This window comes from Luteibacter sp. SG786 (assembly GCF_011759605.1).
Classification (GTDB): Bacteria; Pseudomonadota; Gammaproteobacteria; order Xanthomonadales; family Rhodanobacteraceae; genus Luteibacter.
On record NZ_JAAOYX010000001.1, the window covers coordinates 2,199,365 to 2,212,263 of the forward strand.

8 protein-coding genes are annotated in these 12,899 nt (G+C 67.2%); all 8 read left to right on the forward strand.

The features are described from left to right. The first annotated feature begins 12 nt into the window (after positions 1-12). The 8 genes from lysS (at position 13) to FHS47_RS10160 (ending at position 12,897) form a co-directional block, all read left to right on the forward strand. Positions 13-1,545 carry a lysine--tRNA ligase gene (lysS, locus tag FHS47_RS10125; protein WP_167026467.1) on the forward strand — a complete coding sequence of 511 codons (1,533 nt, stop codon included), beginning with the start codon at positions 13-15 and terminating at the stop codon, positions 1,543-1,545. A gap of 69 nt (positions 1,546-1,614) precedes the next feature. Beyond that, on the forward strand, positions 1,615-2,283 hold the full coding sequence (locus FHS47_RS10130) for a hypothetical protein (RefSeq protein ID WP_167026470.1): 669 nt from the start codon (positions 1,615-1,617) through the stop codon (positions 2,281-2,283). A 50-nt stretch (positions 2,284-2,333) separates the two neighbouring features. After that, a complete protein-coding gene (locus FHS47_RS10135) occupies positions 2,334-2,633 on the forward strand; it encodes a YciI family protein (RefSeq protein WP_167026473.1) in 300 nt (99 codons plus the stop codon). Further along, a complete protein-coding gene (locus FHS47_RS10140; RefSeq protein ID WP_167026476.1) occupies positions 2,630-2,893 on the forward strand; it encodes a BolA family protein in 264 nt (87 codons plus the stop codon). The genes FHS47_RS10135 and FHS47_RS10140 overlap by 4 nt, the downstream gene beginning before the upstream one ends. Before the next feature lie 1,323 nt (positions 2,894-4,216). After that, positions 4,217-7,717, forward strand: a complete 3,501-nt coding sequence (gene smc, locus FHS47_RS10145; protein ID WP_167026479.1) for a chromosome segregation protein SMC — start codon at positions 4,217-4,219, stop codon at positions 7,715-7,717. Positions 7,718-7,740: 23 nt separating this feature from the next. After that, positions 7,741-8,745, forward strand: coding sequence for a cell division protein ZipA (gene zipA, locus FHS47_RS10150; protein ID WP_167026482.1), 1,005 nt, complete (start codon positions 7,741-7,743; stop codon positions 8,743-8,745). A 4-nt stretch (positions 8,746-8,749) separates the two neighbouring features. After that, entirely contained in the window at positions 8,750-9,379 is a 630-nt protein-coding gene (locus tag FHS47_RS10155) for an FMN-binding negative transcriptional regulator (RefSeq protein WP_167026485.1), read from the forward strand. Between the two features lie 248 nt (positions 9,380-9,627). Then, a complete protein-coding gene (locus tag FHS47_RS10160) occupies positions 9,628-12,897 on the forward strand; it encodes a maltotransferase domain-containing protein (protein WP_167026488.1) in 3,270 nt (1,089 codons plus the stop codon). Positions 12,898-12,899: the final 2 nt, after the last annotated feature.

Below are 12,899 nucleotides of genomic sequence, written 5' to 3' on the forward strand. Positions count from 1 at the left end.
CAACGCCACGCCATGACCGAAAACGCCAACGCCACAGCCTCCGCCGCAGCCGCCGACGAGAACCGCCTCATCGCCGAGCGTCGCGAGAAACTGAAAGCGCTGCGCGCGCAGGGCATCGCTTACCCGAACGACTTCAAGGTGGACAGCTTCGCGGGCGATCTCCAAAACGAGTTCGCCGACAAGGACACCTGGACCGCCGAGGCCATCGAGGCCACGCCGCGCCGCGTGGCCGTTGCCGGGCGCATCATCCTCATGCGCGGGCAGGGCAAGGTCAGCTTCGTGCAGATGCAGGACGGCACCGGCCGCATCCAGCTGTTCGTGCACCAGGGCACCGTGGGCGAGGAAGGCTACGAGGCGTTCAAGCGCTGGGATCTCGGCGACATCGTCGGAGCCACCGGCGTGCTCATGCGCACCAAGACAGGCGAACTGTCGGTCAAGGTCGAGGCCATCCGCCTGCTCACGAAGTCGCTGCGCGGCCTGCCGGACAAGCACCACGGCCTGGCCGATGTCGAGCAGCGCTATCGCCAGCGCTACGTCGACCTCATCGTCACCGAGGAATCGCGCCGCACGTTCGCTCTTCGTTCGAAGATCATCAGCCACGTGCGCCGCTGGCTCGAAGCCGAGCCGCGCCGCTTCATGGAAGTGGAAACGCCGATGATGCACGTGATCCCCGGCGGCGCCACCGCGCGGCCTTTCACCACGCATCACAACGCGCTCGACATTCCGCTTTTTCTGCGCGTTGCGCCGGAGCTTTACCTGAAGCGCCTGGTGGTCGGTGGCTTCGACCGCGTGTATGAGATCAACCGCAACTTCCGTAACGAAGGCGTGTCCACGCGGCACAACCCCGAGTTCACGATGCTGGAGTTGTACCAGGCCTATGCCACGTACCACGAGGTGATGGACCTCACCGAGGGCATGATCCGTTCGGCCGCGGCCGACGTGGTAGGAAGCACAGTCATCGAATGGGACGGCGCCACCGTCGACCTCGGCCCGGCTTTCCGCCGCTGGCGTATGGAAGACGCGGTGCTCGAACTCAACCCGGACATCAAGCCGGGCGAACTGCGCGACCGCGAGGCCATGGCCGCACATGCTGCCCGTCTGGGCATCCACGTGAAGCCTTCGTACGGGTGGGGCAAGCTTCTGCTCGAAATCTTCGAGGCCACCGTCGAGCACACCCTGGTCCAGCCGACCTTCATCACCGATCACCCGGTGGAAGTCTCGCCGCTGGCGCGCGAGAGCGACACCGACAAGGGCATCACCGATCGCTTCGAACTCTTCATCAACGGCAAGGAAATCGCCAACGGCTTCTCGGAACTCAACGATTCCGAAGACCAGGCGGCACGCTTCCAGGCCCAGGTGGATGCGAAGGACGCCGGCGACGACGAGGCGATGCACTACGACGCCGACTACATTCGCGCGCTCGAAGTCGGCCTGCCGCCCACCGGTGGCCTCGGTGTCGGCATCGACCGCCTCGTGATGCTGCTCACCGGCTCGTCGTCCATTCGCGACGTGCTGCTGTTCCCGACCATGCGTCCCGAGGCCTGAGCCCGCCGGACGCGGTCAAGCCGGTGCACGATGCGCCGTTGTCGTTTGCTTCGTTACAGGGGGTTACGAATGCAGGTTCGCTCTTTCTTGTTTACGCTGATCGCCGGCGCGTCCGTTCTGCTGGCCGGCTGTGGCGAGGCTGTCAAAAGGGCCCCGGTGCCACTGGAACAGTCGCTGCTGCCCGCGACCATCTATGTTCCGTCCTGCCCGCCGTACGACGGATTCGAGGGCTTGCCCCAGCGCGACTGGTTGGCCGGCGACCTCAGCTGCCGGGCGATGCATGAACGGCTGGCCCTCGCGCTGCAGCCTGTGGCAGGCAAGGTACGGATCGTCGATTACGCGTGGTCGAAGGACGCGGAAAGGTTCGCCGTCGATCCGGACAAGGCCGTGGAGTCGTCGATCGGCAGCCGGTATCGTGTGGTGCTGCGGCCGGTGTACGCCTCGCGCTTTCGCACGCCCGGCCTGAGCCCCGCGCGCCCGCCGGGTGCCATCGGCGGGTTCCAGAAAGAGCTCTCCGTGTGGGAAGACCTCGCGGTCTTTTCCGCGACCACCGATGAGGAGATCGGCGAGGCATCGCTCGTCTCGATGCAGGGCGGAGGGGGCGCCGACGAGATGGCGCCGCTCATCGCCGGCGGCATCGTGGGGGCGCGCTGCCAGGCCTTGAACAAGTTTTCGCTGAAGGCGTTCGGTCATGTCATGGATGGGTGCAAGACCTTCGCTCTGTATCCGGTCGACTGACGGACAGGCGGCAGCGTTACAATCAGCGATTTCCCGCAGGAACCCAGCCCATGTGGTATGCCATCGTCGCCCTCGACCATCCGAATTCGCTTGAGAAGCGCATGGCCGCGCGCCCGGCGCACGTCGCCCGCCTCAAGGCGCTGCTCGAGGAAGGGCGCCTGAAGCTGGCCGGCCCGTTTCCGGCCATCGATTCGGAAGATCCGGGCGAGGCGGGCTTCGACGGCAGCATGATCGTGGCCCAGTTCCCGGACCTGCCGGCCGCCAAGGCCTGGGCCGAAGCCGACCCGTACGTCGAGGCAGGCGTCTATCGCGAAGTGGCGGTCCGTCCGTTCCGGGTGGTCCTTCCGTGACCGTCGAGAAGGTCGAGCGTATCCGGCACCTGCTCACGCAGGCGCTGGCGCCGGTCGAACTGGACGTGATCGACGAAGGCCACAAGCACGTGGGGCATTCGGGGCAGGGCAAGGGTCACTTCTTCGCCCGGATCGTCAGCCCGGCCTTCGCCGGCAAGAATCCCATCCAGCGCCATCGCATGGTGTACGAGGCCCTCGGCGACATGATGCCGGACGGCATCCACGCGTTGTCGATCGAAGCAAAGGCGCCCGGCGAGTAGGAGCGCGCGTTGCGCGTTCTTTGGTGCTTGTTGGTTTTCGCTTCGTAGGTTGGGCTCGCCTTCGGCCTCGCATCGGCGCCTGTGCCGTTTTCTGGAAGCCGGCAGCCGTCGCCCTCGCCGCGAAGACTTACGTCGTTCCTTGCGAAAGGAGAGCCGCTACGCGGCTCAATGTCTTATGGCTTCGCCGCGGCGGACCCGGGCGTCCGGGCGGGGGTCTTCGACTCGACTTCCTGCCTCGGCGAAGACGGCGGGCCGTCCTGGCCCGCCCCCTGACGGGCCTTTTCCGCCCGCACGCCCTCGACTCCAGACATCGCGGCGAGGGCGACGGCTGCCGGCATCGGACGGTGCGGTGGTGTGTTGTGTAGTGCGTGGCGCGGCGTCGTTTGTTCGGTCTGTGGCGACCTTCCACGCTTGAGTCGCTGGGTGCCTGCCTTCGCAGGCACGACGGTGGTTGGGAGTCTCTCGCGTGTTGTGTAGGAGCGCGTTGCTCTCTGTGGGAGCCGGCTATGCCGGCGATCCCGCGGCAGCGGGCAAGCTTGTCCCGAGCACCCATCGCCGCTGAAGCGGCTCCCACACAAAGCGAAGCGGCTCACACACAAAGCGAAGCGGCCCCCACCAGAGCGCGATGCGACAGTCTCGCAGCGCCCCACCTACCGTCGTGCCTGCGCAGGCAGGCACCCAGCGCCCCGGTCGGCAAGAGACGAAAGCAAACCATCGACTCGCGCTTCGCTCTCCCAACAGGAACCGGCACCGTCCGTCGCCAGTACCCGTTCCCCTCGCCGCGATGTCTGGAGTCGAGGGTGGCCGGGCGGAAGAGGCCCGAAGGGGGTGGGCCTGGACGGCCCGCCGTCTTCGCCGAGGCACGGAGGCCGAGTCGAAGACCCCCGCCCGGTCGCCCGGGTCCGCCGCGGCGAAGCCATCAGACACGAGCCGCGCAGCGGCTCTCCTTTCGCAAGGAACGACGTAAGCCTTCGCGGCGAGGGGAGCGGGTACTGGCTTCCCGACCACGTACGAGCGCCGAGCGCGAGGCCAAACAGGCGAGCCCACCCTACGAAGCGAGACACTCCGCAAAAACGGCGTCAGATCGCCTCCGAGAAATAGCGAAGCAGGTTCTTCTGAGGCCATAAGCAAAGGTCCCCCGCCGCCTGTCTGCCAGAAGAACGCACCGGAAACGCGGCCTCGCTCCAACATTTCAATAGGTTACAGCCGCTTTCTCGTGTAACCTCGCGTATTGCGCGCCTCGCCCCCGTTTGGCAAAGTGGTCGATCAGCCGGGGGGAGGCCCCCGAGCGGGGCCCACCGCCGCGTCCCAACGGAAACCATAATGCGTCTGACCACGATCAAGCTGGCGGGATTCAAGTCCTTCGTCGATCCCACCACGCTGCACCTGCCCACCAACATGACCGGCGTCGTCGGCCCGAATGGCTGCGGCAAGTCGAACATCATCGACGCGATCCGCTGGGTCATGGGCGAGTCGGCGGCCAGCCGCCTTCGTGGCGACTCCCTCACCGACGTCATCTTCTCCGGGTCCAGCGCGCGCAAGCCCGTGGGTCAGGCGGCGGTCGAGCTCATCTTCGACAACGGCGACGGCACCATCCAGGGCGAATACGCCAGCTTCGCCGAGATCTCGGTGAAGCGCGTGGTGAGCCGTGACGGCCAGTCGGCCTACTTCCTCAATGGCGCGCGCTGCCGCCGCCGCGACATCACCGATCTTTTCCTCGGCACCGGCCTGGGCCCGCGTTCCTACTCGATCATCGAGCAGGGCATGATCAGCCAGATCATCGAGGCGGCACCCGAGGAACTGCGCATGCACCTGGAGGAAGCCGCGGGCATCTCCAAGTACAAGGAGCGCCGCAAGGAAACCGAGAGCCGCATCAAGTCCACCCGCGAGAACCTCGACCGCGTGCGCGACGTGCGCGACGAGGTGGAAAAACAGCTGGAACACCTGAATCGCCAGGCCCGCGCCGCCGAACGCTGGAAGGCCTTCAAGGAAGAACACACGCGACGCGAAGCGGAACTGCGTGCGCTCGAATACAGAAGCCTGCACCGCCAGCACGAGGGCGAGGGTTCCGGCCTGCGCGAAGCCGAACTGGAAATCGAAAAGCATCTCGCGTCGCAGCGGCAGGTCGAGGCGCAGCTGGAAAGCGTGCGCGAGCGCCACCACGGCGCCAGTGAACATTTGAATCAGGTGCAGGCCGAGGTCTACAAGGTAGGCGCCGAGATTGCCCGCGTGGAACAGCAGGTGCGGCACAACCGCGACCTGAGCGAACGCCTGACCCGTTCCCGCGCCGATGCCGAGCGCGAGCACGAGGAACTGCAAGGCCACATCGCGGCCGACCGCGAACAGGTCGAGACCTTGCGCATGGCACTTGCCGAAGGCGAGCCCAAGCTGGAGGCCCTGCAGCAGATCCAGGAGGAAACCGGCGAGGCGCAGCGCGCCACCGAAGCCCGCCTGGCCGACTGGCAGCAGCGTTGGGACGCGCATACCCGCGGCGCCTCCGAGTCCAGCCGCGCCGCCGAGGTGGAGCGCACGAAGCTCGCCTACCTCGATCGCCAGTCCGTGGACCTCTCCCGCCGCCGCGAGGCACTGGAAGCCGAACAGCGCGCTACCGATGTCGCCGCGCTCGACGCCGCGGCCGAACAACTCGACACCGAACACGAAACCCAGCGCGAGCGCGTCGAACACCTTGGCGGCGTGCTCGATCAGCACAAGGCGGCCTACGAGGGTGCCCTCGAGGAAGAGCGCCAGGTGCAGTCGGCACTGAACGACGCCCGCCAGCAGTTGCAGACCGCCCGTGGCCGTCAGGCTTCCCTCGAAGCGCTGCAAACGGCAGCGCTCGGCCAGGAAGAGTCCGCGGCGACCGGCTGGCTCGCGCGGCTGGGGCTGGACCGTTCCCGCCGCCTCGGCGAATCGCTGCAGGTCGACGCCGGTTACGAATCGGCCGTGGAAACGGTGCTCGCAGGCGTGCTCGACGGCGTGCTGGTCGAGGCCCCGGACGCCCTCGCCGGCGAGTTCGCCTCGCTGGGCGAGGCCGATGTGGCCCTGTTCGCCGGTGCGACGGGCGGTCCCGGCAGCCCGGGTACGCTGGCCGCCTACGTGCGTGGTCCGCTTGCGGCCGTGAATCTGCTGGGCAACATCTTCGTGGTGGATTCGGTGGAAGAAGGCGCGGCCCGCGTGGGCTCGCTGGCCGCCCATCAATCCGTGATCACCCGCGACGGCGCCTGGATGGGCCCGGGTTGGGTCCGCATTCGTCGCGCCTCCGGCAACCAGGTGGGTGTGCTGGCCCGCGAACGCGACCTGCGCCAGCTCAACGAGCAGATCGAAACGCTCGAAGCCGCCATCGAGGAACGCACGGAGCAACTGGAAGGTCTGCGCACGCGCAAGTTCGAAACGGAACGCCAGCGCGACGATGCGCAGCGCGACCTCTATGCGGCGCATCGCCGCCTGTCGGAACTCGCGGGACAGCTGCAGAGCCACCGCGGCAAGATGGAAACGGCACGCGCGCGCGCCGAAAAGGTCGGTGGCGAAATCTCCACGATCGTCGACCAGCTCGACGAACTGGAAGGCCAGACGCGCGAAGCCCGCGCGCGCCTCGACGAGGCCGTGGGGCATATGGGCGATCGCGAAGACGAGCGCCGCGGGCTGGAGAACGAACGCCGCGAACTGCTCGAGGCGCGCGAGGAAGCCCGCATCAACGCGCGCGAGGCCGCCGATCAGGCGCACCAGCTTGCGCTGGGCATGGAATCCAAGCGTGCCGCGCTTGCCTCGCTGGAACAGGCGCTGGCGCGCCTGGACACGCAGCTGCGGCAGGTGGTGGCGCGCCGCGACGAGATCGATCAGCAGCTCGCGGCGGGTTCCGACCCCATCGCCGAACTGGAAGCCGAACGGCAGACCTACCTCGACCAGCGACTGCTGGTCGACCGGCAACTCGTGGAGGCGCGCCGCGCGCTCGAGGATTGCGACGCGGAGTTCCGCAAGCTGGAGCAGGACCGCCAGCGCATCGAGCACGTGCTCAACCAGGTGCGCGAGAGCGTTTCGGAGAAGCGCCTCGCGGCCCAGGCCCTGCAATTGCGCGCGGAACAGCTGGCGCAGGCCATCGTCGCGTCGGGCCTGGAACTCGAAGCCCTGCTGTCCGAACTGCCCGAAGACGCCGAGCCGGAACGCTGGCAGCAGCAGCTTGTCGACCTCTCGCAGAAGATCGCCCGGTTGGAGCCCGTGAACCTCGCCGCCATTCAGGAGCACGCCGAGCAGTCGCAGCGCAAGGAATACCTCGACGCGCAGCTCACCGATCTCGCCGGCGCGCTGGAAACCCTGGAAGGCGCGATCAAGAAGATCGATCGCGAGACCCGGCAGCGTTTCAAGGAAACGTTCGACCGCGTGAACGCAGGCGTGCAGGAACTGTTCCCGCGCCTGTTCGGTGGCGGCCATGCCTACCTGGAACTCACCGGCGAAGACCTGCTCGATACCGGCGTGGCGATCATGGCCCGTCCGCCGGGCAAGCGCGTGTCCAACATCACCTTGCTGTCGGGCGGCGAGAAAGCGCTCACCGCCGTATCGCTGGTGTTCGCCATCTTCGGTCTCAACCCGGCGCCGTTCTGCCTGCTGGACGAAGTGGACGCACCGCTCGACGAGGCCAACGTGGGCCGCTTCTCCGCCATGGTGCGCGAGATGAGCGAGAAGGTGCAGTTCATCTTCGTGAGCCACAACAAGGCCACGATGGAAGCCGCGCACCAGCTCTGCGGCGTTACCATGCGCGAACCGGGCGTCTCGCGTCTCGTCCAGGTCGATCTGGCCGAGGCCTCGAAACTCGCCGGCGTCGCCTGAGCATTACCTAAGGAATCGTACCCATGAATCCCGCCATCGGCCTCGCCTGGAATCCCGCGGTAGGCATCCCGATGCTGTTCGTCGGCATCGTCGTGCTCGTGCTGCTCTGGCTGTTCGGGCAGCCGCGCAAGGAGCAGGGGCGGCGCAAGCCCATGCCGGAGCAGACGGAGCGCGCCCGCGAGCGGCGCGAACCGGTGTTCGGCGACGAGGCGGAAAGCGATGCCGACGAGGAAGGGCTGACGTCGTTCCGCGCGCGCGAAGACGACGACGCCAACGATCCGCTTTTCAATCCCCGGCCTGCCCAGGGGGAACTCGACGTCGACCTGCGCGCGGAACTCGAACGCCTGGGCGCCTCGCTCGCCGGCGAGCGCACCGCTTCGGCCGCGCCCGTTCTGCCGGACGAACCCGAGGCGCGCACGGGCCGTGTCGACCCCCGTCTGGACCTTCCCTTCGAGGTGGACGAACCAGTGGCCGCCGCACAGGCTCCTGCGCCCGCACCCGCACCCGCACCCGCGCCTGCTCCGCCGCCGCCGCCAAGGACGCCGCCCCGTTCCGACCTTGGCCGCCGACCGGCCAATGCCCCGGTCGAACGCATCGTCAGCCTCTACGTCGTCGCCCGCGAGGGCAGCAAGTTCAACGGCAGCGACCTGGTGGTGGCGGCCGAGAAGGCCGGTCTCGAATTCGGCGACATGGGCATCTACCACCGCCTGGTGGACGGCCACCCGGAGCAGGGGCCGATCTTCAGCGTGGCCAACCTCGTGAAGCCGGGCAATTTCGACATGGCCCGCATCGCCACGTTGCAGACCCCCGGTCTTTCCTTCTTCATGGCGCTGCCGGGGCCGGTTCCCGCGCTGGACGCCTGGGACGCCATGCTGCCCACCGCACAGCGCCTGGCCGAACTGCTTGATGGCCTCGTTCTGGACGAGGAGCGCAACGCGCTCGGTCGCCAGCGCATCGCGCACATTCGCGACGAGCTTCGCGGCTGGGACCGCGGGCACGAAGGCGAAGAGATCAAATTCGGGCAGTAAGGCGATGTATACGCCGAGGGATTTCGTCGAGTCGCGCCTGCCGGTCCTGCACGACGCCATCCGGGCGAACGCGTTCGGCACGCTGGTGACGGCGGGCGAGGGCGGCATCGAGGCCACGCACGTTCCGTTCGTGCTGGCCCGCGACGAAGGCCCCATGGGCACCCTCTACGCTCACGTGGCGCGCGGCAACGACCACATCGCGCGGCATCCGGGCGAGATCCTTTCGATTTTCACCGGGCCTCACGCGTACATCTCGCCGAATGGCTATCCCGGCAAGGCCACGCACCATCGCGAAGTGCCCACCTGGAACTACATCGCCGTGCACGCGTACGGTACGGCTGAGACGTTCACCGACCCGGACCGCCTCCTGGACCTGCTGTCGCGCCTGACCGACCAGTCCGAGCACGACACCGGTCAGGCGCAGCCATGGAAGCTGAGCGACGCCCCGGCGGACTATGTGGCGCCGATGCTGCGGGGCATCGTCGGCATCCGCATTCCCATTGCCCGTATCGAAGGCAAATGGAAGCTCGGGCAAAACCGCCCCGCCGAAGATCGCGAGGGCGCGGCACGCCTATTGAGTCAGCACCCCGGAGACAACGAGCAGGCCATCGCCGAGGCAATGCGTTCGGTCTGAGGTTTGCCCCTCCGTCATTCCTGCCCCTCCGTCATTCCTGCGAAAGCAGGAATCCAGCGCCTCACCGCTTGACCGGAGACCAAGGCCCTGGGTCCCTGCTTTCGCAGGGACGACGATACCGTCCCGCATTCACACTCCCGCAACGCCCGGATGCGTCACTGTCATGGCCTTCGCGTGCCCGGGTCATTGGCACGATGCATACATCCGGCCCGGCATGCTTGTGTCCATTCCCGAGGAACGCGAGTCACATGCAGGCCAGCCACAGCGCGCCCTTTCGTATCTATTACCTGCATCCCCTTCTCGCGGGGCCGCTGACCGCCTGGAACGCATGGATCGAACATGCGGCCGGCCTCGGGTTCCGCCAGCTACTTGTCGCGCCACCCTTTGAAGCGTCGCCTTGCGGGGACGTGTTCGTCACGCGGGATTTCGACCGCATGAACCCCGCGCTTGGCGACGGCGATGCGACGACGCGCCTTGCCCAGGTTGCGAAAGCATGCAGGGCGCACGACCTGGAACTGTGGCTGGATCTTCCGCTCGACGAACTCTCGTCCGACGCCCCGTTGCGTGCGGAGCACCCGGAATGGTTCCGCGCGGTGGCGGCGCAGCATGGCACGCCGGACCCGCGCTGGACCCCCAGCGAGAGCGACAGCGTGCGTTGGCGCCTGAACGATCCGGACGTGGCCGAGGCCGCCGGCACATGGTGGGCCGAGCGCCTGCGCCAGTGGATCACGGCGGGGGTGTCGGGTTTTCGCGTGGTTCACCCGCAGCGGCTGCGCGCCACCGCATGGAAAACGCTGATCGACGCCGTTCGCACGAGCGCGCCGCGTGCGTCCTTCCTGGCGTGGACGCCGGGTCTTACCCCCGACGAATTGACGGCCCTCGAGGGCGCCGGATTCGACGCCGTCGTGTCGTCCGCCAACTGGTGGGATTTCCGCGCCCCCTGGTTTGCCCAGGAAGCGGAGCGTCTGGCCGCGCTGGCCCCCGCGCTGGCGTGCGTGGAAGAACCGTTCGCGAAGCGGCTCGGGGATGAACTCGGTGAGGAAAACCAGTTGGAGCATGCCTACGGGCGCGCCGCCGCATTCAGCGCGACGTCTCCCGCAGGCTGGATGATGCCGATGGGCTTCGAGTACGCGGTGCACGATGCGCTCGATCCGCGCCGGGGCAGCGCACTCACGCCGTCCGCGCTGGCGAAGGACGGTGTCCTGGACCTATCCGCGACCGTGAGGGCGGCCAATGCGGCCGTCGGCGCGACAGTGGGCGCGCGCCCGCAGGTGGTCGTTCGCGGTGGCATCGCGACCTTCCTCACCCTGGACGCGGCGGACCCGCGCACGTCGCCGGGCGCGACGCTCACCCTGGTGAATGCCTCGCTGGACCGCGAGGTGGCGGTTGAGGCGGCGGATGCCTTGATCGGTGCCGCCACGCACTTCGCGCCCTGGACTACACCTGACGGCCGCAAGGTCTTCGACCAGGGAGAGGGCGTCACGCTGTCCCCCGGCGAGGTGCTGACCCTGCGCGGCACGCCGTCCATTCCCATCAAGCGCAAGCTGGCCGCCGGGGCGCAGAAAGAGTGGCTGCAGGAGGCGGTGCGCGCTCCACGCGTCATGATCGAGGCGGTGCAGCCGACCGTCGACGGCGGCCGCTTTCCCGCCAAACGCATCGTCGGCCAGGCGGTGACGGTCACGGCCGATGTGTTCATGGACGGCCACGACGTGCTCGCAGCCCGCCTGCGCTATCGGGCGGCGGACGAGAAAGCGTGGCGCGAGGCCCCCATGGTCCTCGTGAACAACGATATCCACACGGCGTCTTTCACGCCGACGCGCATCGGCCGTTACGAATTCCAGGTCGAGGCGTGGCGCGATCCTTTCGCCACCTACCGCCACGAGATCGAGGTAAAGCACGCCGCGAATGTACCCCTCGCACTGGAACTGGAAGAGGGCAGGTTGCTGGTCGAAAAGCGGGCAGCCGGTGCCACGGGTCCCAAGGCGAAGGCACTGCGCAATCTCGCCGCCGCGGTGGCGAAGAGCGAAGGCGACGAGCGGCTGGAACTGTTGCTGGCCGAAAGCACGCTCGCACTCATGACGGCAACCGACCCGCGCGAGCAATCCAGCACCACGCCTGTGTTTCCCCTCGAGGTGGATCGGCGCGAGGCTACCTTCGCCAGCTGGTACGAACTTTTCCCCCGTTCCATGACCGCATCGAAGGCGGAGCACGGCACCTTCCGGAACACGATTGCGCGCCTGCCGGCGATTCGCGACATGGGTTTCGACGTGCTGTACTTCCCGCCGATCCATCCGATCGGCAAGGCGTTCCGGAAGGGGCCGAACAACACCCTCACGCCGGGCCCGGACGACCCCGGCAGCCCCTACGCCATCGGTTCCCCCGATGGCGGGCACACCGCCATCCATCCGCAGCTCGGCACGCTGGACGACTTCCGAGCGCTGCGCGACGCCGCGCACGAACACGGACTGGAACTGGCCCTCGATTTCGCCATCCAGTGTTCCCCGGACCATCCGTGGTTGAAGGAGCACCCGGAATGGTTCGACTGGCGGCCGGACGGCAGCATCAAATATGCCGAGAATCCTCCGAAGAAGTACCAGGACATCGTCAATGTCGATTTCTACGCCGACGGCGCCGTGCCGTCGCTGTGGCAGGCATTGTGCGACGTGGTGCTGTTCTGGGCGGGCGAGGGCGTGCGCACGTTCCGCGTCGACAACCCGCACACCAAGCCGTTCCCATTCTGGGAGTGGATGATCGCCCGGGTGCGCGCCAAGTACCCGGATGCGCTGTTCCTGTCCGAGGCATTCACGCGGCCGAAACCGATGTATCGCCTGGCGAAAGTCGGATTCAGCCAGTCGTACACGTACTTCACCTGGCGAAACTCGAAACAGGAATTCATCGACTACCTGACCGAGCTGACCACCACGGCACCGAAGGAGTTCTTCCGTCCGAATTTCTTCGTCAATACGCCCGACATCAATCCGTATTTCCTGCAGACCTCGGGGCGGCCGGGGTTCCTCATTCGTGCGGCGCTGGCCACCACGCTTTCCGGCTTGTGGGGCATGTACTCGGGGTTCGAGATCTGCGAGTCCGCGCCCATGCCCGGAAAAGAGGAATATCTGGATTCCGAGAAATACGAGATCCGCGTGCGCGACTTCGACGCGCCCGGAAACATCGTGGCCGAGATCACGCGGCTGAACCACATCCGCAGAGCGCATCCCGCCCTGCAGTCGCACCTTGGCGTGCGCTTCCTGCCGGCGAACAACGACCAGGTCCTGTTCTTCGAAAAACGCGCGGGCGACGATCTCGTCCTCGTGGCGATCAGCATGGACCCGCATAACGCGCAGGCGGCCGACCTGTCCCTGCCGCTCGTCGACTGGGGACTTTCCGCAGACGCTACCCTCGACGTCCAGGACCTCCTGCACGACCAATCTTTAAGCTGGCGCGGCACGACACAGCACGTATGGCTTGGCCTCGGCCAGCCGTATGCGGTGTGGCACGTGCGGCTTCCCGGAGTCTGATC

Coding starts and splice junctions, on each gene's coding strand:
- FHS47_RS10135 (WP_167026473.1), top strand. CDS start 2,334: ATGTGGTATGCCATCGTCGCCCTCGACCATCCGAATTCGCTTGAGAAG.
- FHS47_RS10155 (WP_167026485.1), top strand. CDS start 8,750: ATGTATACGCCGAGGGATTTCGTCGAGTCGCGCCTGCCGGTCCTGCAC.
- lysS (WP_167026467.1), top strand. CDS start 13: ATGACCGAAAACGCCAACGCCACAGCCTCCGCCGCAGCCGCCGACGAG.
- FHS47_RS10130 (WP_167026470.1), top strand. CDS start 1,615: ATGCAGGTTCGCTCTTTCTTGTTTACGCTGATCGCCGGCGCGTCCGTT.
- zipA (WP_167026482.1), top strand. CDS start 7,741: ATGAATCCCGCCATCGGCCTCGCCTGGAATCCCGCGGTAGGCATCCCG.
- smc (WP_167026479.1), top strand. CDS start 4,217: ATGCGTCTGACCACGATCAAGCTGGCGGGATTCAAGTCCTTCGTCGAT.
- FHS47_RS10160 (WP_167026488.1), top strand. CDS start 9,628: ATGCAGGCCAGCCACAGCGCGCCCTTTCGTATCTATTACCTGCATCCC.